The organism is Streptomyces sp. bgisy100, from assembly GCF_057709105.1.
Map to the genome: position 1 here is coordinate 20,624 of NZ_JBYITE010000058.1, position 23,204 is coordinate 43,827.

Below are 23,204 nucleotides of genomic sequence, written 5' to 3' on the forward strand. Positions count from 1 at the left end.
CCTGCCGGGCGACCGCCGGGCCGGCGGCACGGCCGCCGACCAACGACGCGAGGCCGCCCCCGGCTCGGGGACGGCCTCGTGTGCGAGCCGGTGCTATCGCGTCTCGCGGTGCGCGGTGTGCGAGTTGCAGCGCGGGCAGTGCTTCTTCATCTCAAGACGGTCCGGGTTGTTGCGCCGGTTCTTCTTGGTGATGTAGTTCCGCTCCTTGCACTCCACGCAGGCCAGCGTGATCTTCGGGCGGACGTCGGTGGCAGCCACGTGAGTGCTCCTTGCCGGACGGATGGATGAACGCAGAGAAGAGTAGCCGATCGGAGGACCGAACCCACAATCGGCTACTGTCAGTAGCGGTGACCGGACTTGAACCGGTGACACAGCGATTATGAGCCGCTTGCTCTACCGACTGAGCTACACCGCTTTGATGCATGCGCGCCCCGCCCGAAGGCGGGTCACTCGCACATCAGAGCCCCAATACGGAATCGAACCGTAGACCTTCTCCTTACCATGGAGACGCTCTGCCGACTGAGCTATTGGGGCGAGCGATGAAGACATTACACGGTCGGCCGCCGAAGGTGAAATCCGTATCGGCCGCCCACAGACCGCTCCTGGCCACCACACCGGTACGACTATTGGGCTCCTCCGCGATGCCGCACCGGCAGCGCTCTAGGCTCGTCCCGCGTTGCGTGATCTTGGCGGCGCGGGGCCCCTGCCGATGCCTTCCGGAGGACGGTCCCGGGCCCCCGAACAACGGCAGGGAGCGCGATGTCCGAAAGCCACCCGCAGCACCCCCCGAGACGTGACGGCACGGCGCCGGACCCCGTCACGCTGCTGCTGTGCGGCGCCGGACTGGCGGACGGCCGGACGGTGGACGTCCGGCTCAGCGGCGGGCGCATCGAGGCCGTCGGTACGGCCGGGAGCCTCGAACGCTCGGGCGGCTGCGCCGAGAACGGCGCGCGGGTCGACCTGCACGGCTACCTCCTCCTCCCGGCACCCGCCGAACCGCACGCGCACAGCGACACGGCGCTGACCGCCGCCGCGGACGGGCCGGTCCCGTACACCCCCGATGACGTCCAGCGGCGCACCACGGGAGCCGCGTTGTTGCAGCTGGGACACGGCGCGACGGCCCTGCGTTCGCACGTCCGGATCGGCGACGTGCAGGGGCTGAACTCGCTGGAGGCCGTGCTCCAGGCCGGGCGGGCGCTGCGCGGTCTGACCGATCTGACCACCGTCGCGGTGCCGCGGCTCCTCACCGGCGTGGCCGGCGCGGACGGGCTGGCGATGCTGCGGGACGCGGTGAAGATGGGCGCGTCCGTGGTCGGCGGCTGTCCCGACCTGGACCCGGACCCGACGGGCTATGTGGAGGCCGTCCTGGAGGTCGCCGCGGAGCACGGCTGCCCCGTCGACCTGCACACCGAGGCGGACGACCCCGCCCGGCTCGCCCGGCTCGCGGCGATGGCGGGCGGGCTGCGGCCGGGCGTCACGGTGGGCCCGTGCGCGGGCCTGGAACGGCTCCCGGCGGAGACGGCCCGGCGGGCGGCGGACCAGCTGGCGGCCGCCGGCATCACGGTCGTCTGCCTGCCGCAGGGCGGCTGCGGGTCGATGACCGGCCGCACGGGCACGGCCCCGGTGCGGCTGCTGCGGGCGGCGGGCGTACGAGTCGCGGCGGGCAGCGGGGCGCTGCGGGACGTGGCGAACCCGGTGGGGCGCGGCGACCCCCTGGAGGCCGCGTATCTCCTGGTCACACAGGGCGGTGAACATCCCGATGCGGCCTACGGCGCGATCAGCGGCCGGGCGCGGGCGGCGATGGGGCTGCCGGAGGTACGGGTGGAGGCGGGCTTCCCCGCGGAGCTGCTCGCGGTGCGCGGCGCCGGCCTGGCCGGTGTGCTGTCGCTGGCCTACAGCCGGGTCGTGGTGCACCGGGGCCGGGTCGTCGCGCGGACCAGCGCGGTGCGCGAGTACTGCGACTCGGCGGCCGTGGCGGGGCTCGACCTGCCGAGACAGTCCCAGGGGGGCTCCTGGTGCCACGGGTCCAACGGGAGCAGCGGGTCCTGAACGGGGCGGGGCGGACCCGAACGGCGACGGACCCGGACAGCGGTCGCCGGGAGGCGTTCGGACGGCCTCCCGCGGGCACGAGCTCGCGCGCATGGCCCACCGGCCGCAAGTGGCGGACGGCATACGGCCGGTGCGCGGCGTACGGTCGGAGCCATGCGCATTGTCATTGCTGGAGGGCACGGTCAGATCGCGCTGCGGCTGGAGCGGTTGCTCGCCGCGCGCGGAGACGAGGTATCAGGCATCATCCGCAAGCCTGAGCAGGCCGAGGACCTGCGGGCGGCGGGCGCCGAACCGGTCGTGTGCGACCTCGAGTCCGCCACGGCCGACCAGGTCGCGGCCCATCTGGAAGGGGCGGACGCGGCGGTCTTCGCCGCGGGCGCCGGGCCGGGCAGCGGCACGGAGCGGAAGACGACCGTGGACCAGGGCGCGGCCCAGCTCTTCGCGGACGCCGCGGAGCAGGCCGGGGTCCGGCGGTTCCTCGTCGTCTCGTCCATGGGCGCGGACCGGGAGCCGCCGCCGGACACCGACCCGGTCTTCGCCGCCTATCTGCGGGCCAAGGGCGCCGCGGACTCCTATGTGCGGCAGAAGAGCGGACTGGACTGGACGATCCTGCGCCCCGGCCGGCTGACCGACGACCCCGGTCAGGGCATGGTGCAGCTCGCCGAGCACACCGGGCGGGACGCGGTCTCCCGGGACGACGTGGCCCAGGTCCTGGTGGCCCTGCTGCTGGAGCCGGGCACCGCGGGACTCGTGCTGGAGCTGATCAGTGGGGCGATGCGGGTGGAGGAGGCCGTCCAGGCCGTCCAGGCCGTCGCCCGGCGCTGACGCGGTGCGCCGGCCTCCGCTCCGGGCATGGATCGTCCGTGCCTCACTCCGGGCATGGATCGTCTGTACCTCACTCCGGACGTGGGTCGTCCATGCCTCGCTCCGGGCATTGAGACCCTGCTCGGACTCGCTCCGGGGGCTGTTCCGCTGTGCGGCTTCCGCCGGGGGCCGCGGTCGCCGTCGCCGGTCCCCGCCGTCTGTTCATCACCGGGTGAGTCGCTGATCAGCGGGCCGGGCCACTGATCAGCGACTCAGTGGGCCGGGCCGCCGCCGGGATGCGTCCCGCGGCGGCCCGCAGCACGCTGGGGGCATGGACGGAGAGCAGGGCCCGCCCGTGGTCGTGCACCCGTGGCTCGACGGCGCGCGGCGGGTGACGATCCGCGGCGAGTCCGTCGGCAAGGCGCACTCGCTCGGGGACGTCGTCGAGTTCCTCCGCGTGGCGGGGCTCGACGAGGACACCGTCCGGGTCGACGACCCGCGCCTCATCGACTGGCGCGGCGGTGGCCCCGCGGACTGGCCCGACGAGCAGAACTAGCAGGTGCCGCCATGGAAGCACCCATCACCAGACACGAGCGCACCGTGCTCCGGGCGATCGCCGGGTTCCTCGACACCAAGCCGCCGGTCTGCCCGCTGGAGCAGGACCTCGTAGGGGCCACCGGGCTGCCCGAGGAGGACGTGACCGAGGCCCTGCGGTCGCTGGAGCGGCTCGACTACATCGTCGTCGGGCAGCCCGCGCTGGGCGGCCGCGGTGAGGTCACCCATCTCACGCGGTCCGGCCAGCACCACCTCTGAGCCGGTGGCCGGGGGGCACGAGCGGTGAAGGGCGTTTCGCGAATGCCGGGGCGTCCCGTGCGGCGGCGTCCCCCCGTCGCGCCCGCGCACGGTCCGGGTGGGCCGGACCCGGTCGCGGTGCCATCGGCGCGCATCGGCCGTGCCCGGGTGCCGCGCGCCTAACGTCTCCACCGTGGATCATGCATCCGCTGCCGCGGCAGCACCTGGGACGGCCGGGGGTTCCGAGCGCCTGACCGCCCTCTCGGACGGCGTCTTCGCCATCGCCATGACGCTGCTGGTGCTCGATGTGTCGGTGCCGCCGGGCCTGGGGCCGGCCGGCTTCCACGAGGCCCTCCACCAGAACGTGCCGAACCTCCTGGCGTACGTCCTGAGCTTCGCCGTGATCTCGCAGTTCTGGTGGGACCACCGGCGGATCCTGGCCACCCTCCCCACCACGGATTTCGGGGTCACCTGCCTGACGCTGACGGGGCTCGGCCTGATCGCGCTCATGCCGTTCCCGACGTCCCTGCTGGCCGAGTACGGCGGGGAGCCGCTGGCCGTCGCCGTCTACTCGGGTGGTGTGGCGGTCACGAACCTGGCTCATGTCGCGCTGCTGCTCGTCTCCCACCGGCTGCAGCGCCGCGGCGGACTCCCCGTCGACCGCAAGGCCCAGCGCCTGGACGTCGCCGACCTCGCCTCGACCGTGGTGATCTTCGGCGCGGCCGCGCCGCTGGCCTTCGTCTCCCCCGGGCTCGCGAAGCTGGTGTGGATCCTGCTGATCCCGGCGAAGATGCTGATCGGCCGCAGCCAGCGCCGCGCGGCGAGAGCGGGCCACGGCGCCGCCTGACGGGCGAGCCGGGGCTCCGGCACGACGCCGGGCGCGCCCTTCCCCGCTGTCCGCGCTCCGACCGGGTCCGGTCGCGAACCGGCGCTTCCGCTCTTCGGCCTCCCTGTTCGGCTGCCTACGGCAACGTTCGACTGTGCAAGGCAACATTCGGCTGTGCAGGACCTTCGGCTGTGCAGGGCAACTGTCGGCTGTATACGGCAACGAAGGACCGGCTACTGTCTGCACTCTCCCAGCAACCCGTCCGACCATCGGTCGATCAGCCCGTGGGGAAGCCGCACATGCCGCAGTCCGGCCCCGTCTTAGACCACCGCATCAACGCCCTGATAGCCCACCGGCGGACCATCGCCACGCTCCAACGCCAGATCAAACGCACGCGCCTGGTCGGCGTCGTCCGCCTCACCGGGCTGATCGCCGCCGCGCTGCTGGTGCTCTCCCTGATCGGCGCGACTGCCTTCACCTGGCGTCGCTACGACATGGCGCACATCAACATCTTCGGCTTCTTCGTTCTCGTCGCCCTCGCGGTCGGATACCTCTTCTTCGAGGAGAACTTCGAGACCGGACAACCCGCGGGCCAGGACAAGCCGGTCGCGGAACTGAGACTCGACCTCGAACTCGCCGAAGAGGAAAGGGTCCTGGCCGCCGCCCACATCGCGCGCCCGGCCTATGAACGCCAGTACTCGTACCGGGACGCCATCCCCCGGGAGATCGACCGGCTGCGCGCCGAGAGCGCGACCTACCGCCGCTGGCACAACTGGCTGCAGTGGACGCTGATTCTCTGCTCGGCCGCCATCCCCGCCGTCACCGCCCTCTACGACCCGCCGCAGCCCGGCAAGGGCATTCTCATCGGCCTCGGCGCCGCCGTCTCCGTCATCACCTCGGTGATGGGCTACTTCAAGTTCAAGGAGCGCGGCTTCAACCTCCACCAGACCGCCGACGCCATCGAGCAGCACGCCACCGCGCTCGATCTGGCCATCGCCCCCTACAACCACGCGGACGAGAAAGAGAACCTGGGGCTGTTCGCCGAGAACGTCGAGTCCCTGCGGATCGAGCAGCGCAAGCGTGAGCAGCAGCTCGACCAGCCCCATCAGGGGCCGCAGGAGGTCGTGTGATGACGTCCGTCCGGTACAGCCTCCACCGGTGGCTTCTGGCACCCCGCACCACCTGGCGCGCCCGACGATTACGCGCCGCCCTCCCCCACCTAGGCGGCGACCAGGCATGGCACCTCGCCCGGCTGCACGGTCACCCCGACGAGGTCCCGTACGCCCGGGCCCACCTGCGCCGGCACAACCCGGGCGCGGGGGACTGAGGCCGCGGCCCCGCTCCCAGCAGTCCTCCTCCTGACCGATCGCCGGAATGCCGGAATGCCGGAATGCCGGACGGAGGATGCTGACGGTCGTGGCTCAGGGAGGCAGGTGCGGGGCACCGCACCGAACGTTCACATCCTGTGCCGATCCCGCCACACTTCGTACGGCCCGGGGAGGCAGCCCAAACAAGGCTTGCAGAACGAGAAAACCCCTCTGACCTGCAATTCAGCAGGTCAGAGGGGTCCTCTTCCCAGTGTGGCGGGTGCAGGGTTCGAACCTGCGTAGGCGTAAGCCGACAGATTTACAGTCTGCTCCCTTTGGCCGCTCGGGCAACCCGCCGGGGATGTGGCCGGGGCGCGCTCCTGTGTCGGTGCTCCCTGGCAACGACGTAAACCATACCCGATGCCGGGGGGTGGTTCGCCACCCGGTTGATCACCGCTGGAACAGGGCCCGACTGGCTAGGCTGGCACTGCGGGCCGGGGACGGCGCCGCACACCTGACGGATCTACGTACGAGGAGCCAACTCAACATGGCCGACTCCAGTTTCGACATCGTCTCGAAGGTCGAGCGGCAGGAAGTCGACAACGCCCTCAACCAGGCGAGCCGGGAGATCTCCCAGCGGTACGACTTCAAGAACGTCGGCGCTTCGATCGAGTGGTCCGGCGAGAAGATCGAGATGCGCGCCAACTCCGAGGAGCGGGTGAAGGCGATCCTCGATGTCTTCCAGTCCAAGCTGGTCAAGCGCGGTATCTCGCTGAAGGCGCTGGACGCGGGCGAGCCCCAGGCATCGGGCAAGGAGTACAAGATCTTCGCCTCGATCGAAGAGGGGATCTCGCAGGACAACGCCAAGAAGGTCGCGAAGATCATCCGCGATGAGGGGCCGAAGGGCGTCAAGGCCCAGGTGCAGGGTGACGAGCTCCGGGTCACCTCGAAGAGCCGGGACGACCTCCAGTCCGTGATCTCCCTGATCAAGGGGAAGGACCTCGACTTCGCGGTGCAGTTCGTTAACTACCGCTAGGTCCGGGCCGCCCGGGCCGGGACGTGTGCCCCGGCCCGGGCGGTTCCGACGGAGATGCGCTTCGGCCGGGCCGTGACATGCCGGGCCGGTGGCCGTCGGGCGTACTACCCGCCCGACGGCCGTTGAATGGACGGGCCCGTGGCCGTCAGGCGGCGGTGAACGGCCGGTCGGTGGGGACGATCTCGCGGCCGAGCGGCATCAGGGAGATCGGGATCAGCTTGAAGTTGGCGATCCCCAGCGGGATCCCGATGATCGTGACGCACAGCGCGAGCCCGGTGAAGAGGTGCGTCAGGGCCAGCCACCAGCCGGCGAACACGATCCAGATGACGTTTCCGATGACGGAGCCCGCGCCGGCGTCGCGCCGGTCCACCGTCGTCCGGCCGAACGGCCAGAGGGCGTACCCCGCGATACGGAACGCGGCGATGCCGAACGGGATCGTGATGATGAGGATGCAGCAGATGACTCCCGCGACGACGTAGCCGACGGCGAGCCAGAAGCCCGACAGCACAAGCCAGATGAGATTCAGGATCGTTTTCACGGTCGATACCCTGCCATCTGTTCGAGGCGTGCGATGCGTTCGGCCATGGGGGGATGGGTGGAGAACAGCTTGGACATCCCCCGGCCCGGGCCGAACGGGTTGGCGATCATCATGTGACTCGCCGTCTCCAGGCGCGGTTCCGGTGGCAGCGGCAACTGCTGGGTGCCCGCCTCGAGCTTGCGCAGCGCGGAGGCGAGGGCGAGCGGATCCCCGGTGAGCTGCGCGCCCGAGGCGTCCGCCTCGAACTCCCGGGAGCGGCTGACCGCCAGTTGAATGATCGACGCGGCGAGCGGGCCGAGGAGCATCACCAGCAGCATGCCGAGGATGCCGGGCCCCTCGTCGTCGTCGGACCGGCCCACCGGGATCAGCCAGGCGAAGTTCACCAGGAACATCACCACCGAGGCGAGCGCTCCGGCGATCGACGAGATGAGGATGTCGCGGTTGTAGACGTGGCTGAGTTCATGGCCCAGAACGGCCCGGAGCTCGCGCTCGTCGAGGATCCGCAGGATGCCGTCGGTGCAGCACACGGCGGCGTTGCGGGGGTTGCGTCCGGTGGCGAAGGCGTTCGGGGCCTGGGTCGGGGAGATGTAGAGCCGTGGCATGGGCTGGCGGGCGGCGGTCGAGAGCTCGCGCACCATGCGGTAGAGCGCGGGGGCTTCGAACTCGCTGACGGGCCGGGCCCGCATGGCGCGCAGCGCCAGCTTGTCGCTGTTCCAGTAGGCGTAGGCGTTGGTGCCCAGCGCGACGACGAGCGCGATCAGCAGCCCCGCGCGGCCGAAGAGGCTGCCGATGACGATGATGAGGGCCGAGAGGCCACCGAGGAGTACGGCGGTCTTCAGCCCGTTGTGCCGGCGGTGCACGCTTCGCCCTCCTGGTCGTGGCCGGGAACCCTTGACGCGGTGTTTCCACCTTCCAGTGGACCCTCCTGTACTGGTCAACGCCAGGCGGGAGTCGCTGGTTCCCCAGGTCCCGGCCCGCGCCGTACGGCCGTTCGGGTGAGGGTGCGGGGCGGAGCGGGCCGCGCGCCGCGCCGGGCATGGGCGGGCGGCCGCTCGCCGACGGGGCCGGACGGGCAAGGCCCGTCGGGCACGGAATCGTCGGGGCAAGGCGGCGCGACGGCGTTGCGCGGCGCGGGGCACGCGCGGGCCGTGGCAGGGCCGGAGCCGGGACCGTCGGGGTCGCCAAGGCCGCCGTCGGGGCCGTCAAGGCCGTCGAACCGTCGAGGCCGTCGGAGCCGTCGGAGCCGTCGAGGCCGTCGGGGTCAGAGCAGGGTGGCGGAGGCGAAGCGCAGGACCAGCTGCGGTGCGCCGGAGAGCACCACGCCGAGGACGGCCGCCAGGCCGATGGCCGCGCCGATGGGGGCGGGGATGCGGTGCTTCACCACGGCGGGTGCCAGGACGGTTCCGGCGCCCTCGGCGGCCGGCTCCGGGGCTCCTGCCCGGCCTGCCGTCGCCTCGGGGGCGGGCCGGAAGAGGACGGCGGTCCACTGGAGGTAGTAGTAGAGCGCGATCACGACGTTCACGGCCATGACGACGGCGAGCCAGCCCAGCCCGGCGTCCACGGCCACGGAGAACACCGTGACCTTCGCGAACAGGCCGATGATGCCGGGCGGGAGGCCCGCCAGGCAGAGCAGGAAGAAGCCCAGGGCGAGCGCGGCCAGGGGGCGGGAGGCGTACAGGCCGCGGTAGTCGGCGATCCGGTGGTCCGGGTGCGTCCGGGCGACGAGTGCCGCGACCGCGAACGCGCCGAGGTTCACCGCGCCGTACATCAGGGCGTACGCGACGGTGGAGCCGATGGCCCGGGCCGGGTCGTCCAGGTAGGCCGCCGCGGCGATCGGCACCAGCAGGTAGCCCGCCTGGCCGACGGAGGACCAGGCGAGGAGGCGCACGGCGCTGTGCGCGCGCTCCGGCCGCTGCCGCAGTGCGCCGACGTTGCCCGCGGTCATGGTGAGGGCGGCGAGGACGGCCACGATCGGGCCCCACACATCGGCGTACGCGGGGAACGCCAGGACCGTCACCAGGATGAGTCCGGAGAAGCCGACGGCCTTGCCGACCACCGAGAGATAGGCGGCGACCGGCAGCGGCGCGCCCACATAGGTGTCGGGGACCCAGAAGTGGAACGGGACGGCGGCGGCCTTGAAGGCGAAACCGACGAGGGTGAGGGCGACTCCGGCGGTGACGAGGGAGTCGAACCGGACGGGGACGTCGGTGAGCCCGTCGGCGACCCGGGAGAGGTGCAGGCTGCCGGTGGCGGCGTAGAGGAAGCTGACGCCGAGCAGCATGACGGCGGTCGCGGCGACGGACGACAGGAAGAACTTGAGCGCGGCCTCGGAGGAGAGCCGGTCGCCGCGGCGCATGCCGACGAGGGCGAACGCGGGCAGGGAGGCGACCTCCAGGGCGATGACGAGGGTCGCGAGGTCGCGGGAGGCCGGCAGCAGGGCGGCGCCCGCGGCCGAGGACAGCAGCAGGAACCAGAACTCGCCCGCGGGGAGCCCGGAATCCCGCACGGCGCTCATCGACAGCAGGGCGGCGAGCAGCGCCCCACCGAGCACCAGGAGCTGGATGATCACCGTGAAGTGGTCGGCGGCGTAGCTGCAGACGTCGGTGTCGGAGGTGAGGCAGAACGTCGTCCGGTCGCCGCCGACGAGGGGCAGCAGCGACAGCGCGGCCAGCGCCAGGCCAGCGACGGTGACCGGGCCGAGCAGGGCTTTGCGCCGCTCGGGCAGGAACAGGTCCGCGACGAGGACGATCAGGGCCACCACCGCGGCGATGGTGGGCGGGGCGATCGCGAGCCAGTCGACGGACTGGACGAGGGAGGTCATCAGCTGCCTCCTCCGAGGAGGTTCTGCACGGCCGGGTCGGTGAGCCCCAGGAGGGCCGCGGGCCAGAGCCCGGCGAGGACGGTGAGGGCGACGAGGGGGGTCCAGGCGGCGAATTCGTACCCCTGGACATCGGTGAGGACGGGGGCGGCGGCCGGTCCGTCCGGCACGGGGGCCGGTGCGCTCGCGGCGGGCTTCGCCGCGGTCGCGGGCTTCGGTGCCGTGGGTTCGGGCGCTCCGGCCGGGACCTCGGGCTCCTCACCCGGCCGCTCCCCCATGCACACCCGCCGGACGACCACGAGCAGATAGCCGGCGGTGAGCACGGTGCCCAGTCCGGCGAGGGCCATGAACGTCAGGTAGGCGGGCCGGCTGAGCCCCGCGGCGGGGTCGAAGGCCGCGAACATCGCCAGCATCTCGCCCCAGAAGCCGGCGAGGCCGGGGAGGCCGAGGGAGGCGACGGCCGCGAAGACGAGCAGCCCGCCGAGCCGCGGCGCCTTGCCGTAGAGGGCGGCGCCGGTCGCTCCGGCGAGGGTGTCCAGGTCGGTCGAGCCGTAGCGGTCCTTGACCGCGCCGACCAGGAAGAAGAGGAGGCCGGTGATGAGGCCGTGGGCGATGTTGGCGAACAGCGCGCCGTTGAGCCCGGTGGGGGTGAGGGTGGCGATGCCCAGCAGGACGAAGCCCATGTGCCCCACGGAGGAGTAGGCGATCAGGCGCTTGAGGTCGCCCTTCGCGCCGGTGCGGGCGAGGGCGAGGCAGGCCAGGGACCCGTAGACGATCCCGACGGCGGCGAAGGCCGCGAGGTACGGGGCGAAGGTGTGGGCGCCCTCCGGGACGACCGGCAGCACGATCCGCACGAAGCCGTAAGTGCCCATCTTCAGCAGCACACCGGCCAGCAGCACCGAGCCCACGGTGGGGGCGGCGGTGTGGGCGTCCGGGAGCCAGCTGTGCAGCGGCCACATCGGGGCCTTCACGGCGAGGCCGATACCGATGGCGAGGGCGGCGATCAGTTGCGTGGTGTGACTGAGCGATGACCCGTTGTCAGTGGCGAGTGCCACCATGTCGAACGTGCCGCCCTTGAGCCCGACGAGGAGGAGACCGAGCAGCATGACGACGGAGCCGAGCAGTGTGTAGAGGATGAACTTCCAGGCCGAGGCCGTGCGGCCGGCACCGCCCCAGCGGGCGATCAGGAAGTACATCGGGATGAGCACCATCTCGAACGCCAGGAAGAACAGCAGCAGATCGAGGACGGCGAAGGTGGCGAGGGTGCCGGCCTCGAGCACGAGGATCAGCGCGACGAACCCGCGGGCGGAGGGGCCCTCGGGCATCCGGAAGTAGGAGTACAGCGCGCAGAGGAAGGTCAGAGTTGCGGTGAGGACGAGCAGGGGGAGCGAGATGCCGTCGATGCCCAGGTGGATCCGGACGTCGAGAGCGGGGATCCAGCTGATGTCCGTGGTGGCCTGCATCCGGGCCGGGTGGTCGTGGTCGAATCCGGCGGCCAGGGCGACGGACAGGGCGAGGACCACCCCGGTGACGGTGACGCCGTGGCGCAGCACGGCCTGTTCGGGGTTGCGGCCCTTCAGTCCGGGCGGCGCGGGCAGCAGGGCGGCGAGAGCGCCGAGCAGCGGCAGCACGACGACGCCGGCGAGGAGGTACTGCATAACGGTGTCATTCATGGGTCCACTCACGGCTCACGCTCCGGCGGCGACGAGGACGGCGGCGATGGCCAGGACGACGGAGCCGGCGAGCAGCGCACCCAGATAGGTCTGCACATTGCCGGTCTGGGCGCGGCGGACGGCCGCACCGAGCAGGCGGGCGCCGGTGCCGGCGCCGCGGACGTAGGTGTCGACGACCTCACGGTCGAGGAACCGGACCAGTTCGGCCGCCGCGCGCACCGGGCGGACGAACAGGGCGGAGTACAGGGCGTCGAGGTGGAAGCCGTGCGCCGCGTGCCGGTGGAGGGGGCCGAGGAGCAGCCGCCCGGGGTCGGCGGGGTCCTGCGCGGTGGCGATGTCCCCGTACACCTCTTCGTGGGTGGCGATGGCCTCGATCTCGGTGAGGGCGGGCTCGGTGTGGGTGTGTGCCACGACGGCACCGACCGGCACCTTCCGGGCGACGGCGGTGGTGTGCCGCCAGGCGCCGTAGGTGATCAGAGCGCCGGCGAGGGCGAGGCCGGTGCCGAGGACGGAGGTGGTGAGGGTCGGGCCGAGGGGACGGCCGTCGAACCAGTCGGGGAGCAGCCCGGCCGTGATGCCGAACGCGGCGGTGGGGACGAACAGCACCCACAGCACGGCGTTCATGACGAACGGCTGGCGGCCGAGGTCGGGAGCGGCGGCGCCCCGGCCGCGGAAGGCGAGGAGCCAGAGGCGGGCGGCGTAGCCCGCGGTGAGGAGGGCGGTGAGCAGACCGGAGACGAGGACGATCCAGCCGGCGGTGCCGGGGATCCGCTCGGCGTGGCCGGTCGCGGCGTGCTCGGCGGCGCCGAGGACGGCTTCCTTGGAGAAGAAGCCGGCGAACGGCGGAATGGCGGCGAGCGCGAGCAGGGCGACGGTCATCGTCCAGAACGCGTCGGGGATGCGCCGGCTCAGTCCGCTCATGCGGGACATGGCGGCCAGCGAGTTGGTTCCGGCGGCGGCGATGACGACACCGGCACCGAGGAAGAGGAGGCCCTTGAACGCACCGTGGGAGATGAGGTGGAAGACGGCGGCGCCGCGGTCGCCGACGGCGAGCGCACCCGTCATGTAGCCGAGCTGGCCGATCGTCGAATAGGCCAGGACCCGCTTGATGTCGTCCTGCGCGAGGGCGGCCAGGGCGGACCCGACCATGGTGACGGCGGCCATCACGGCGAGGACCACCAGGGCCGCCGCGGAGGAGAGGAAGACGGGCAGCAGCCGGGCCACGAAGTACACACCGGCGGCGACCATCGTGGCGGCGTGGATCAGCGCGGACACCGGGGTGGGGCCGGCCATCGCGTCGGGCAGCCAGGTGTGCAGCGGGAACTGCGCCGACTTCCCCGCGACTCCGGCGAGCAGCAGCAGCGCGATCACGGTGGGGTGGTCCAGCCCGCCGCCGGAGACGGTGGCGGTGAGGATCCCGTTGATGCGGAAGGTCCCGGCGTCGGCAGCGAGCGCGAACAGTCCGAAGAGGAAGGGGACGTCGCCGAGCTTGGTGACGAGGAACGCCTTGAGGGAGGCGGAGCGGGCGGCCTCGGTCTCCCAGTAGTGGCCGACGAGGAAGTACGAGCAGATGCCCATGATTTCCCAGCCGACCAGCAGCACCATCAGGTCGCCGGTGTAGACGACGAGCAGCATGGCGGAGGTGAAGAGGGAGACGATCGCGGCGTACGAGGCGTAGCGCGGGTCGTTCCGCAGATAGCCGGTGGAGTAGAGCTGCACGCAGGTGGCGACGGTGCCGACGAGCACGGCCACGAGGGCGGCGAAGCCGTCGATGTGGAGCGCCAGGTCGATCGGGACCGAGCCGGTGGGGGTGAGTTGGGTCGCGGCGTCGATCGCCGCTCCCCCGCCCTGCCGGACGGCGACCAGGACGGCCAGGACGCCGGCGACCGCGGTCGGGAGGATGGCCAGCGGCCGGACGAAGCCGGGGGCCCGGCGGCCGAGGAGCAGGCCCGCGGCCGCTCCGAGGAACGGCAGCAGCGGGACGAGGACGGCGAGAGTCGTGGTCGTCACGCGGCGGCCTCCGCCTTGTCTGCCGTGAGGTACGAGGGGAACGAGGGGAGGGGCAGCTGGATCATGTGGCGGCCTCCGCCTTCTCCGCCGTGCCGGCGCGCTCGGCCTCCGCCCCGACCGGGGCGTCGCCGGGGCCGGCGGTGTCGGCGAGGTCGCGGAGCCGGTCGACGTCGGAGCTGCCGCGGTTGCGGTAGACGAGCAGCACGATCGCCAGGCCGATGCCGATCTCGGCGGCGGCGATGGCGATGGTGAAGAGCGTGAGGGCCTGTCCGGCGTGGAGGGAGTCGCGGAGCCAGACGTCGAAGGCGACGAGGTTGAGGTTGACGGCGTTGAGCATCAGCTCGACGGACATCAGGACCAGGATCGCGTTGCGCCGGGCGAGCACGCCGTAGACACCGGTGCAGAACAGGAGGACGGCGAGTACGGCGGGATAGGCGAGATGCATCAGCGCTTCCCCTCCTCAGTGTCCTGGGGGGAGGTGTCCTGGCGGGCGGCGTCCTGGCGGGCGGCGTCCTGGCGGGGTGATGGGCCGCTGGTCCGGCCCGTGGTGGTGCCGCTGCCGGGCCCGGTTGCGGTGCCGGTCGCGGGGCCGGTGCCCCGGCCCGTGGTGGTTCCGCCGCCGGTTGCGGTGGCGCCGGCCGGGCCGGATGCCGTTCCGCCGCCCTGCCCACCGTTCTTGCCGTCGTCTTTCGCGTCGTCCTCCGCGTCGTCCTTGCGGGACAGGACGATCGCGCCCACCAGCGCGGCGAGCAGCAGGACGGACAGGGCCTCGAACGGCAGCACCCAGTGCTGGAAGAGGATCTCTCCGGAGACCTTGGTCGTCCCCTGGGCGGGGCCGTCGAGATCGATCCAGGTGGCGCGGAAGGCGTCCACGACCACCCAGACCAACGCGGCGGCAGCGGCGACGGCCACGGCGAGGGCGATGGGGCGGTTGCCGGAGTCCGCGTCCGGGGACCGGCCGATGGGGGCCCGGGTGAGCATCAGTCCGAAGAGGAGGAGCACCACGACGGAGCCGACATAGATCAGCACCTGCACCCAGGCGATGAACTCGGCGGTGAGGAGGAGGTATTCGACGGCGAGCCCGCCGAGCGTCACGACCAGCCACAGCGCGGCGTGCACCAGCTGCTTGGTCGTGACGGTGACGAGGGCCGCGCCGAAGGTCACGAGTCCGACGAGAAGAAAGGCGATCTCGACCCCGGTCGGCGAGAGGAACCCGGGGTGGCCTGCTGCGAGGATCACGCGCCGTCCTCCCGCTGCTCCCCGGCGGCCTGCTGCCGTGCCTGTTCCGCAGCCTGCTGCTGTTCGGCGGCCTGCTGTTGTTCCGCAGCCTGTTGCTCCGCGGCCTGCTGTTCCGCGGCTTGCTGTTCGGCGGCGGCGAGCTTGTCCGCGGTCTTGCGGGCGGCGCCGAGCTCCTTCGGTTCCTCGGCGGCATCGTCCAGCGCGGGCGGCGCGGGCACGGTCCACATCCAGTCGCGCAGCTTGTCGCGCTCGTGGGTGAGGTCGTGGATGTCCTCCTCCGCGTACTCGAACTCCGGGGACCAGAACAGCGCGTCGAACGGGCACACCTCGATGCAGATACCGCAGTACATGCACAGGGCGAAGTCGATGGCGAAGCGGTCCAGCACGTTGCGGCTGCGCTCCCGGCCGCCGGGGGCGGCGGGCGGCACCGTCTCCTTGTGGGAGTCGATGTAGATGCACCAGTCCGGGCACTCACGGGCGCAGAGCATGCAGACCGTGCAGTTCTCCTCGAACAGCCCGATCACGCCACGGGTACGGGGCGGCAGCTCGGGCTGCACGTCCGGGTACTGCGCGGTGACCGAGCGCCGCGTCATCGTCCGGAGCGTGACGGCGAGGCCCTTGGCGAGGCCGCTGCCGGGGAACGACGAGCGTCCGGAGGTCTTCTCCTCGGGAGCGGGGCCGGGCGACGGACGGGACACTACTGGATCACCACCTTGACGATGCCGGTGAGCGCGATCTGGGCGAGGGCGAGCGGGATGAGAACGGTCCAGGCGAGTTTCTGGAGCTGGTCCTCACGGAGGCGGGGATAGCTGACCCGTAGCCAGATGACGACGAAGGCGAGGATCGCGGTCTTGAGCAGCGTCCACACCCAGCCGAGGCCGTCGGCGCCGAACGGGCCGTGCCAGCCGCCGAGGAAGAGGACGGTCGTCAGCCCGCAGAGCACGACGATGCCCGCGTACTCGGCGAGCAGGAACAGCGCGAAGCGCAGGCCCGTGTACTCGGTGTACGCGCCGAAGATGATCTCCGAGTCGGCCACCGGCATGTCGAACGGGGGCCGCTGGAGTTCGGCCAGGCCCGCCGTGAAGAAGACGAGCCCGCCGACGATCTGCCACGGCACCCACCACCACTGGAAACCGTCGAGGATCCCGACGAGGGAGACGGTGCCCGCCGCCATGGCCACGGACCCCGCGGCCAGCAGCATGGGCAGCTCGTACGCCAGCAGCTGGGCAGCGGTGCGCAGGCCGCCGAGGAGGGAGAACTTGTTCGCCGAGGCCCAGCCCGCCATCAGCGAACCGAGGACGCCGACACCCATGACCGCGAGGACGTAGAAGATGCCCGCGTCGATGACCTGCCCGACGGCCCCGTCGCCGGGACCGATGGGAATCGCGATGATCACGAGCAGGTACGGGAGCAGGGCGACGGCGGGGGCCAGCTGGAAGATCCGCCGGTCGGCGCCGGCCGGGACGACGTCCTCCTTCTGCGCGAACTTCACCCCGTCGGCGACGAGCTGGGCCCACCCGTGGAACCCGCCCGCGTACATCGGTCCGAGACGGCCCTGCATATGCGCCATGACCTTGTGCTCGGTCTGGCCCACGACCAGCGGGAGGACGAGGAACCCGGCGAAGACGGCGATCAACCGCCAGGTGACGTCGAGGACGTCGCTCATGCGGTTCCGCCTTCCTCGGCTTCGGCCTCGGACTCGTCCTGACCTGCTGACTTCGATGCTTCGGTGGTGGTACGGGCGCCCGGTGCGTCCCTGCCCGCGGGCCGGTCGCCACCTCGGCTCGGGTCACCGCTGCCGGTTCCCTTGCCACTGCCGGCTGCGTCACCACTGCTGGTTCCGTCACCGCTGCTGGTTCCGTCGCCGGCCCCGGCCTCGGCTGTACCGCCGGGCGCGGCCTTGCCGCGACCGCCGGGCGCGGCCCTGCCGCCGGTTCCGTCACCACTGCCGTCACCGGTGTCGGTTCCGTCACCGGTGTCGGCTGCGTCACCGGTGCCGCCGTCGGCCTTGGGGCTGCCGGTTCCGGCCGTGCCGTCCGCTCGGTCGTCGAAGGCCGGGCGGGCGTGATGCCACGGAGCGTCCGAGGAACGCTGTGCCCGGGGCGTCCGGGCGGAGGCTTCCGCCTCCGGGGTGCCGGCCGCGCCCTCGGGTTCACCGCTGCCGCCCTGCGGAGCGCCGGCTGCGGAGGCATCTGCCGCCGCGCCGTCGGCTCCCTCGGGCCGGTTCTGGCTCACCGAGCCCTGGCTCGCGCTCCGGCTGCGACGCGCGGGGCGCTCGGCGGCGCCCGCCGCGGCCGACGCCTTCGGCGCAGCAGTCGCTGTGCCGTCGGCCGCCGCAGAACTGCCGGCCGAAGGGGTCTGCGTGGCCGGAGGCGTCTGGGCGGTCGCCGAGTCCTGCCCGGCCGGAGAAGTCCGTTCGGCCGCGCCGCCCTGCGCCGCACTCGGCGCCTCGGGCGCGTTCTGCGGGGTCTCGCCCGCCGGGTGCTGGCTGGCCGAGCCGGCGCCCGCGGTGCGGGCGCGGCGCGGCGGGCGCTCGCCCGCCGCCGCGCGGGCGCCACGGGCCGGGCGGGCCGGCGCCGGCGGGAGCTGGCCCTTGAGCGGCCCCCACTCGTTGGGGTCGGGGACGCCGGGCGGAAGCATCTGCCGCCGCTTCGGCCCGCCGTGGTCGGACTCGCCCGGCTCCTTGGCACCGGGCCAGGCCTTGACGACCCGGGCCGCCAGGACGAAGTCCTTGCGCAGCGGGTGTCCCTCGAAGCCGTCGGGGAGCAGCAGCGGCGCCAGCTGCGGATGGCCGGTGAAGTCGACGCCGAACATCTCGTGCGTCTCGCGCTCGTGCCAGCCCGCTCCGGCGTACACACCGGTCGCGGTCGGCAGGACGGCGGCGCCGTGCGGCACGGTGGTGCGGAGCAGCAGGCGGCGCGGCGGGCCGTCCACCGCCAGCGCGACGACATGGGCGGACACGCGGAAACCGGCGTCCGCCTCGTCGACCGCGCTCAGCCAGTCGAAGTAGGTGCAGCCGAGGGTGTCCCGGGCCGTCTCGAGCGCGCCGATCCACTCGTCGGCCGGAACGTCGACGGTGAGCAGGTCATACGCCTCCTCCGCCAGCGCGCCCGCGCCGAAGAGCTCCTCGGCGGTCCGCGGCAGCCAGCCGACGGGCGGCAGCGCCACGGCCTCGGCGGCTTCAGCGTCCCCGACGGCCTCGGCGTCCCCAGCAGCCCCGGTGCCACCAGCGGCCCCGGTGCCACCAGCGGCCTCGATGTTCCCAGCAGCCCCGGTGCCCCCGGCGGCGTCTGCGCTCCCGTCACCCGCTTCGGCGCTCCCGGCAGCTCCGCCGTTCCCCGCAGGTGCGGAGTCCCGGGCAGGCGCGGCCTGGGCCGGTGCGGAGTCCTGTGCGGACGCGGCCTGAGCAGGTGCGGAATCCTGTGCGGGTGCGGGTGCGGATGCGGGCTGCGCGGATGCGGCGTTCCCGGCGGACGGCTGCTTCCCGGGCACCTCCGGGACGGCCTGCTCCTCGCCCCGCTCGGTGGGCTCGGTCACCGGTCCCCCTCCTCGGTGCTTCCCTGGTCACCCGGTGCCGGGCGATCCGCCGGCGTACTGCCGCCCTGCAACGGCTGCTCCGGGCCCGTGACCAGCCCGCTTCGCAGCGCCGCCGTCGAGGGGCGGCCCGCGGCACCGGCGGCCCGGCCGGACGCGTACCGCTCGCTCAGCGACTCCCGGGCGATCTTCTCCTGGAGCTTGAGGATGCCCTGGAGCAGCGCCTCGGGGCGGGGCGGGCAGCCCGGGACGTACACGTCCACCGGGATGATCTGATCGACGCCCTTGGTCACCGCGTACGAGTCCCAGTAGGGGCCGCCGCAGTTCGAGCAGGCGCCGAAGGAGATCACGTACTTCGGCTCGGGCATCTGCTCGTAGAGCCGCTTGACCGCGGGCGCCATCTTGTCCGTGACCGTGCCGGAGACGATCATCAGGTCGGCCTGCCGGGGACCGGGCGCGAACGGGATCACGCCGAGCCGGATGAAGTCGTGGCGGGCCATGGAGGCGGCGATGAACTCGATCGCGCAGCAGGCTAGCCCGAAGTTGAACACCCACAGGCTGTAGCGGCGGCCCCAGTTCAGGACCACCTTCATCGGCTCGGGCGCGAGGCGGGCGAGCGGGCCCAGCCGGCGCGGCTCGGGCAGCAGTTCAGGGGCGGATGTCGCGTCCACAGCAGTTGTCGCGTCCACAGGAGTCGGTGTCACGTCCATTCCAGGACGCCCTTCTTCCAGGCGTACAGCAGGCCCACGGCGAGGAAGCCGAGGAAGATGAACATCTCCACGAGCGTCGTTCCGCCGTAGCCCGGGGCGGCGAAGATCGTCGCCCAGGGGAACAGGAAGATCGAGTCCACAGCGAAGATCACGTACAGGAAGGCGTAGACGTAGTAGCGGACCTGGGTGTGCGCCCAGCCCTCGCCGACGGGGTCGACGCCGCACTCGTACGTCAGCAGCTTCTCCGGGGTCGGAACCACGGGCCGCAGCAGCCGCCCGGCCCCGAAGGCCACGGCCACGAACAGTATCCCGACCACCGCGAGCAGGCCGACCACCGAGTAGCTCTGGAAGTAGTCGGCTGCCAGCTGGACGGGTGCCGTGCGCACGGTCGGCGTCGGCTCGAGCACGTCCGCCCCTCGCTCCCTGACTGCCTTGTTGGACGATCTGTACGCAGGCGAGTCTAGGCCCTGCCCGATCCGCCGTGACCAGCCGTCTCACGGGGTGGTGACGCACCGGTGGGGTTATCCCCACCGCAACCCACCCAAGCACCCCATGGCGCCCGGGTAGCCCGGCCGGGCAGGGTGATCTCCATGACCGAGAACACCCCGGGGTCCGGCGGCGCCGGCAACGACGACCGGCCGCCCCCCGCACGCATAGCGATGGGCGCGCAGACCTGGCGCGAGATCGCCCACCTCCTGGCCAACCTGCCGATGACGCTCCTCGGCTTCGTCTACACCTATGTATGGCTCGCCCTCGCCGTGGGGCTCTCGGTGACCGTGATCGGGCTGCCGCTGCTCGCCTTCGGACTGTCCGGGGCGCGGACGCTCGGCAAGGGGGAGCGCGGGCGCGCGCGGAGGCTGCTGGGGGTGCGGATCGACGAGCCGAGTCCGCTGCCGCGCCCGGCGCGGGAGGGCCTCTTCCCCTGGGTGTGGAACAGCCTGAAGGACCCGGTGGGCTGGCGCACCGCCCTGTACGGCCTGATCCGGCTCCCGTGGGGTGTGGTGACGTTCGCGCTGACGCTCGTCGCCCTGCTGGTGGCGTGGCCGGTGCTGCCGTACATCGCGCGCGGGCTGGCCAACGTGGACCGCGCCATGGTCCGCGGGCTGCTCTCCCCCTCCAGCGAGCTGGAGCGGCGGATCGCCGAGCTGGAGTCGGACCGCGGGACGGTCGTCGACACCGCCGCCGCCGACCTCCGCCGCATCGAACGCGACCTCCACGACGGCGCCCAGGCCCGCCTCGTCGCCCTCGCCATGGACCTCGGACTCGCAAAGGAAAAACTCCTCGAGGACCCCGACGCCGCCGCCCGCATGGTCGACGAAGCCCACGGCGAAGTGAAACTCGCCCTCCAGGAGCTCCGCGATCTCGCCCGCGGCATCCACCCCGCCATCCTCACCGACCGCGGTCTCGAAGCGGCGCTGTCCTCGCTGGCGGGGCGGTGCACCGTACCGACGAAGGTGGCCGTGGAGCTGCCGGCCCGGCCCGCGCCCGCCGTGGAGGGCATCGCCTACTTCACCGTCTCCGAACTGCTCCAGAACATCAGCAAGCACAGCCGCGCGCGGACCGCGCAGGTCGAGCTGTGGCGGTTCGGCGACCGGCTGCTGATCCGGGTGACGGATGACGGACGGGGCGGCGCGCTGCCCGGCCGCGGGAGCGGGCTGGCGGGACTGACCGAGCGGCTGGGGGCGGTGGACGGGCTGCTCGTGGTCGACTCGCCGGACGGCGGCCCGACGGTGGTGACGGCGGAGCTGCCGTGGCGGGACCGGGGGCGGGGGTGATCCCCTCCGCGTACGGCTGATCCCGTCCGCGTGCCTGCTTCCATCCGCCGTGCGGCTGCTGCTGTCTGCCGCGCTACTGATTCCGTCCGCGCGCGACTGATTCCGCCCCGCAGCGCGGCTGATCCCGTCCGCGGGCGGCACTTGCACCCGCCGCGCGACTACTTCTGTCCGCCGCGCGACTGATTCCGTCCCGGCCGCCCGTCCGGGCCTTCGCCTGACGTCCGGTCCCGGCATCCACCCGGACAATCCGGCCCGGCAGGTGCTGCCCAGTGCTGCCGGTTTCGGGCAGGGCCGCAAGGTGCGGCAGCCGGCCCCGAGGGGGGGTGGGGAAAACCCCCTGCGCGAGACGGGGACCGACTCCATGGTCCGGAGGGCCCCGCACCGGCAGCCTGGAGTACGCAGGCGGACGGACCTCAACGACCGAACGGCCCGCACCACCCCGGTACGCCCACCCCGTACGCACGCCCCGCACACAGGCCCGTACGCACCACCGGACCCGCACCGCACCACCCCCCGTACGCACCGCACGTGCAAACGCCGTGCAAGGAGCGGATCGCCCGCCGCGACCGCAGAACGGACGACGACACCATGGCCACCGCATACGGACAGGAGACCACCGCCGCCCACCGGGTGCCGGTGGCGCTCCGCGCCCCGCTCATGGGCCGCTCCTGGCGCGAGTTCCTCTATCTGCTGCTCAACCTGCCCTTCGCCGTCGTGACGTTCGTCTACGCCATCGCCACGGTCTCGGTGGGGGCCGGGCTGCTGATCACCTTCCTCGGGGTGCCCGTGCTCGCCGCGGGCCTGGCGGGCGCGCGCGGCCTCGGGGCCGTGGAGCGCGCCCGGGCCCGCGGCCTGCTGGGGCTCGTGGTCTCCGCCCCCGAGCCGGTACGGCCCCGCAAGGGCCGCAGCGGGCCGCTCGCGTACATGACCGCGCAGCTGGCGAGCGGGGCCTCCTGGCGGCACGTGCTCTACTGCGTCCTGCACTTCCCCTGGGCGGTGTTCGGCTTCTGCGTCTCGCTCGTCCTCTGGACGACCGGGCTGCTGTTGCTGCTCTACCCGCTGTACCACTGGCCGGTCAGCCACGTCACCGGGCAGCCGGGCGCCCAGCTGTACGGGGACGGCGAAGGCCACGGCATCTATGTCGACACCCCGTTCGAGATCGGCGCGACGGCCGGGCTCGGGCTGCTGGTCGTGCTCGTGGCCCCGTGGGTGGTGCGGGGGATCACCCAGGTGGACCGGCTGATGGTGGCGGGCCTGCTCGGCCCGTCCCGGCTGGACGCCCGCGTGTCGGAACTGGAGTCGGACCGCGGGACGGTCGTCGACACCGCAGCCGCCGACCTCCGCCGCATCGAACGCGACCTCCACGACGGCGCCCAGGCCCGCCTCGTCGCCCTCGCCATGGACCTCGGACTCGCGAAGGAAAAACTCCTCGAGGACCCCGACGCCGCCGCCCGCATGGTCGACGAAGCCCACGGCGAAGTGAAACTCGCCCTCCGGGAACTCCGCGCCCTCGCCCGCGGCATCCACCCCGCCATCCTCACCGACCGGGGGCTGGGTCCGGCCCTGTCGGCGCTGTCCGCCCGCTGTGCGGCGCCGGTCACCGTGACCGTGGAGCTGCCCCGCCGGCCCGCCGCCGCGCTGGAGGGCATCGCCTACTTCACCGTCTCCGAACTGCTCCAGAACATCAGCAAGCACGCACGGGCCACCCGCGCCACGGTGGAGGTGTGGCGCGTCGCGGACCGGATCATGCTCCAGGTCGCCGACGACGGCCGGGGCGGCGCCACGGCGGCGCCCGGATCCGGGCTGGCGGGGCTGGCCGAACGGCTGGACGCGGTCGACGGGGTCCTGGTCGTCGACTCCCCCGAGGGCCACGGCACGACGGTCACCGCCGAGCTCCCCTGGCGGAGCCCGGACGCGTCCCCGGGCGGGCGGACCGGCTGAGGCGGCGGGCCGTCGCCCCACCGGGACACCGGGACACCGGGCCCGCCGATACGAAGAGGCCGCTTCCACCGTTGGTCCGAGCACCGGCCCGGTCCCGGGGGGGGGGGGGGGGGGGGGGGGGGGGGGGGGGGGGGGGGGGGGGGGGGGGGGGG

Annotated in this window: 23 protein-coding genes and 3 tRNA genes; 10 read left to right on the plus strand and 16 right to left on the minus strand. The window is 72.7% G+C overall.

Annotated elements, in window-relative coordinates; genetic code table 11:
• Positions 1–93: 93 nt before the first annotated feature.
• The 3 genes from rpmG to AC3EQ1_RS27750 all read right to left on the minus strand — a co-directional run bounded on the left by rpmG (position 94) and on the right by AC3EQ1_RS27750 (position 534).
• Positions 94–258 (minus strand): 50S ribosomal protein L33, encoded by a 165-nt coding sequence (gene rpmG / locus AC3EQ1_RS27740; protein ID WP_003956487.1) that lies wholly within the window; start codon positions 256–258, stop codon positions 94–96.
• Between the two features lie 84 nt (positions 259–342).
• Positions 343–415 (minus strand) — tRNA-Met (locus tag AC3EQ1_RS27745).
• 46 nt (positions 416–461) lie between these two features.
• A tRNA-Thr gene (locus AC3EQ1_RS27750) sits at positions 462–534 on the minus strand.
• Positions 535–759: 225 nt separating this feature from the next.
• Between AC3EQ1_RS27750 and AC3EQ1_RS27755 the strand changes: the two genes are divergently transcribed.
• The 7 genes from AC3EQ1_RS27755 (at position 760) to AC3EQ1_RS27785 (ending at position 5,798) form a co-directional block, all read left to right on the plus strand.
• Positions 760–2,049 (plus strand): amidohydrolase family protein, encoded by a 1,290-nt coding sequence (locus tag AC3EQ1_RS27755; RefSeq protein WP_432097073.1) that lies wholly within the window; start codon positions 760–762, stop codon positions 2,047–2,049.
• A gap of 153 nt (positions 2,050–2,202) precedes the next feature.
• Entirely contained in the window at positions 2,203–2,874 is a 672-nt protein-coding gene (locus AC3EQ1_RS27760) for an SDR family oxidoreductase (protein ID WP_432097074.1), read from the plus strand.
• Between the two features lie 310 nt (positions 2,875–3,184).
• A complete protein-coding gene (locus AC3EQ1_RS27765) occupies positions 3,185–3,409 on the plus strand; it encodes a hypothetical protein (RefSeq protein ID WP_351507675.1) in 225 nt (74 codons plus the stop codon).
• A gap of 11 nt (positions 3,410–3,420) precedes the next feature.
• Positions 3,421–3,666 (plus strand): hypothetical protein, encoded by a 246-nt coding sequence (locus AC3EQ1_RS27770; protein ID WP_432097075.1) that lies wholly within the window; start codon positions 3,421–3,423, stop codon positions 3,664–3,666.
• Between the two features lie 172 nt (positions 3,667–3,838).
• Positions 3,839–4,492 (plus strand): TMEM175 family protein, encoded by a 654-nt coding sequence (locus AC3EQ1_RS27775; RefSeq protein ID WP_432097076.1) that lies wholly within the window; start codon positions 3,839–3,841, stop codon positions 4,490–4,492.
• Positions 4,493–4,755: 263 nt separating this feature from the next.
• A complete protein-coding gene (locus tag AC3EQ1_RS27780) occupies positions 4,756–5,601 on the plus strand; it encodes a DUF4231 domain-containing protein (RefSeq protein WP_432097077.1) in 846 nt (281 codons plus the stop codon).
• Positions 5,601–5,798 carry a hypothetical protein gene (locus tag AC3EQ1_RS27785; protein ID WP_432097078.1) on the plus strand — a complete coding sequence of 66 codons (198 nt, stop codon included), beginning with the start codon at positions 5,601–5,603 and terminating at the stop codon, positions 5,796–5,798. Before AC3EQ1_RS27780 ends, AC3EQ1_RS27785 begins: the two co-directional genes overlap by 1 nt.
• A gap of 254 nt (positions 5,799–6,052) precedes the next feature.
• Here the strand turns inward: AC3EQ1_RS27785 and AC3EQ1_RS27790 are convergent.
• Positions 6,053–6,135 (minus strand) — tRNA-Tyr (locus tag AC3EQ1_RS27790).
• Between the two features lie 190 nt (positions 6,136–6,325).
• On the opposite strand from AC3EQ1_RS27790, the gene AC3EQ1_RS27795 reads away from it, so the two are divergent.
• The gene (locus tag AC3EQ1_RS27795; protein WP_388849634.1) at positions 6,326–6,814 is read left to right on the plus strand and encodes a YajQ family cyclic di-GMP-binding protein; all 489 of its coding nucleotides are present in this window, start codon (positions 6,326–6,328) and stop codon (positions 6,812–6,814) included.
• Between the two features lie 145 nt (positions 6,815–6,959).
• On the opposite strand, the gene AC3EQ1_RS27800 is transcribed toward AC3EQ1_RS27795, so the two are convergent.
• From AC3EQ1_RS27800 to AC3EQ1_RS27855, 12 genes are all read right to left on the minus strand, one after another.
• On the minus strand, positions 6,960–7,352 hold the full coding sequence (locus AC3EQ1_RS27800) for a YccF domain-containing protein (protein WP_432097079.1): 393 nt from the start codon (positions 7,350–7,352) through the stop codon (positions 6,960–6,962).
• A complete protein-coding gene (gene htpX / locus AC3EQ1_RS27805) occupies positions 7,349–8,212 on the minus strand; it encodes a zinc metalloprotease HtpX (RefSeq protein ID WP_432097080.1) in 864 nt (287 codons plus the stop codon). Before htpX ends, AC3EQ1_RS27800 begins: the two co-directional genes overlap by 4 nt.
• A 401-nt stretch (positions 8,213–8,613) precedes the next feature.
• Positions 8,614–10,173: an NADH-quinone oxidoreductase subunit N gene (locus AC3EQ1_RS27810; RefSeq protein ID WP_432097081.1), complete on the minus strand. Its 1,560-nt coding sequence runs from the start codon at positions 10,171–10,173 to the stop codon at positions 8,614–8,616.
• Positions 10,173–11,843 carry a complex I subunit 4 family protein gene (locus AC3EQ1_RS27815; RefSeq protein WP_432097082.1) on the minus strand — a complete coding sequence of 557 codons (1,671 nt, stop codon included), beginning with the start codon at positions 11,841–11,843 and terminating at the stop codon, positions 10,173–10,175. Before AC3EQ1_RS27815 ends, AC3EQ1_RS27810 begins: the two co-directional genes overlap by 1 nt.
• 15 nt (positions 11,844–11,858) lie before the next feature.
• Positions 11,859–13,853 carry an NADH-quinone oxidoreductase subunit 5 family protein gene (locus tag AC3EQ1_RS27820; RefSeq protein ID WP_432097083.1) on the minus strand — a complete coding sequence of 665 codons (1,995 nt, stop codon included), beginning with the start codon at positions 13,851–13,853 and terminating at the stop codon, positions 11,859–11,861.
• A 61-nt stretch (positions 13,854–13,914) separates the two neighbouring features.
• Positions 13,915–14,298, minus strand: coding sequence for an NADH-quinone oxidoreductase subunit NuoK (gene nuoK, locus AC3EQ1_RS27825; protein WP_432097084.1), 384 nt, complete (start codon positions 14,296–14,298; stop codon positions 13,915–13,917).
• Entirely contained in the window at positions 14,298–15,092 is a 795-nt protein-coding gene (locus AC3EQ1_RS27830) for an NADH-quinone oxidoreductase subunit J family protein (protein ID WP_432097085.1), read from the minus strand. The genes nuoK and AC3EQ1_RS27830 overlap by 1 nt, the downstream gene beginning before the upstream one ends.
• Positions 15,089–15,685, minus strand: a complete 597-nt coding sequence (locus tag AC3EQ1_RS27835; RefSeq protein ID WP_432097089.1) for a 4Fe-4S binding protein — start codon at positions 15,683–15,685, stop codon at positions 15,089–15,091. The genes AC3EQ1_RS27830 and AC3EQ1_RS27835 overlap by 4 nt, the downstream gene beginning before the upstream one ends.
• 104 nt (positions 15,686–15,789) lie before the next feature.
• Positions 15,790–16,758, minus strand: a complete 969-nt coding sequence (locus AC3EQ1_RS27840) for a complex I subunit 1/NuoH family protein (protein WP_432097086.1) — start codon at positions 16,756–16,758, stop codon at positions 15,790–15,792.
• The gene (locus AC3EQ1_RS27845) at positions 16,755–18,260 is read right to left on the minus strand and encodes an NADH-quinone oxidoreductase subunit C (RefSeq protein WP_432097090.1); all 1,506 of its coding nucleotides are present in this window, start codon (positions 18,258–18,260) and stop codon (positions 16,755–16,757) included. The genes AC3EQ1_RS27840 and AC3EQ1_RS27845 overlap by 4 nt, the downstream gene beginning before the upstream one ends.
• Positions 18,261–18,625: 365 nt before the next feature.
• Complete coding sequence (locus tag AC3EQ1_RS27850) at positions 18,626–19,336, minus strand: NADH-quinone oxidoreductase subunit B (RefSeq protein WP_432097087.1); 711 nt, start codon at positions 19,334–19,336, stop codon at positions 18,626–18,628.
• Entirely contained in the window at positions 19,327–19,743 is a 417-nt protein-coding gene (locus tag AC3EQ1_RS27855) for an NADH-quinone oxidoreductase subunit A (RefSeq protein WP_351507706.1), read from the minus strand. Before AC3EQ1_RS27855 ends, AC3EQ1_RS27850 begins: the two co-directional genes overlap by 10 nt.
• Before the next feature lie 183 nt (positions 19,744–19,926).
• Between AC3EQ1_RS27855 and AC3EQ1_RS27860 the strand changes: the two genes are divergently transcribed.
• Together AC3EQ1_RS27860 and AC3EQ1_RS27865 are read left to right on the plus strand one after the other, a co-directional pair.
• The gene (locus AC3EQ1_RS27860; protein WP_432097088.1) at positions 19,927–21,111 is read left to right on the plus strand and encodes a sensor histidine kinase; all 1,185 of its coding nucleotides are present in this window, start codon (positions 19,927–19,929) and stop codon (positions 21,109–21,111) included.
• A 588-nt stretch (positions 21,112–21,699) separates the two neighbouring features.
• On the plus strand, positions 21,700–23,052 hold the full coding sequence (locus tag AC3EQ1_RS27865) for a sensor histidine kinase (protein ID WP_432097091.1): 1,353 nt from the start codon (positions 21,700–21,702) through the stop codon (positions 23,050–23,052).
• Positions 23,053–23,204 lie beyond the last annotated feature (152 nt).

Bases quoted from the DNA above. Each gene is read 5' to 3' on its own strand.
- AC3EQ1_RS27755 (WP_432097073.1), top strand. From the start codon at position 760: ATGTCCGAAAGCCACCCGCAGCACCCCCCGAGACGTGACGGCACGGCG.
- AC3EQ1_RS27760 (WP_432097074.1), top strand. From the start codon at position 2,203: ATGCGCATTGTCATTGCTGGAGGGCACGGTCAGATCGCGCTGCGGCTG.
- AC3EQ1_RS27765 (WP_351507675.1), top strand. From the start codon at position 3,185: ATGGACGGAGAGCAGGGCCCGCCCGTGGTCGTGCACCCGTGGCTCGAC.
- AC3EQ1_RS27770 (WP_432097075.1), top strand. From the start codon at position 3,421: ATGGAAGCACCCATCACCAGACACGAGCGCACCGTGCTCCGGGCGATC.
- AC3EQ1_RS27785 (WP_432097078.1), top strand. From the start codon at position 5,601: ATGACGTCCGTCCGGTACAGCCTCCACCGGTGGCTTCTGGCACCCCGC.
- AC3EQ1_RS27795 (WP_388849634.1), top strand. From the start codon at position 6,326: ATGGCCGACTCCAGTTTCGACATCGTCTCGAAGGTCGAGCGGCAGGAA.
- AC3EQ1_RS27810 (WP_432097081.1), bottom strand. From the start codon at position 10,173: ATGACCTCCCTCGTCCAGTCCGTCGACTGGCTCGCGATCGCCCCGCCC.
- AC3EQ1_RS27815 (WP_432097082.1), bottom strand. From the start codon at position 11,843: ATGAATGACACCGTTATGCAGTACCTCCTCGCCGGCGTCGTCGTGCTG.
- nuoK (WP_432097084.1), bottom strand. From the start codon at position 14,298: ATGCATCTCGCCTATCCCGCCGTACTCGCCGTCCTCCTGTTCTGCACC.
- AC3EQ1_RS27835 (WP_432097089.1), bottom strand. From the start codon at position 15,685: ATGACGCGGCGCTCGGTCACCGCGCAGTACCCGGACGTGCAGCCCGAG.
- AC3EQ1_RS27840 (WP_432097086.1), bottom strand. From the start codon at position 16,758: ATGAGCGACGTCCTCGACGTCACCTGGCGGTTGATCGCCGTCTTCGCC.
- AC3EQ1_RS27850 (WP_432097087.1), bottom strand. From the start codon at position 19,336: ATGGACGTGACACCGACTCCTGTGGACGCGACAACTGCTGTGGACGCG.
- AC3EQ1_RS27860 (WP_432097088.1), top strand. From the start codon at position 19,927: ATGACCGAGAACACCCCGGGGTCCGGCGGCGCCGGCAACGACGACCGG.
- AC3EQ1_RS27865 (WP_432097091.1), top strand. From the start codon at position 21,700: ATGGCCACCGCATACGGACAGGAGACCACCGCCGCCCACCGGGTGCCG.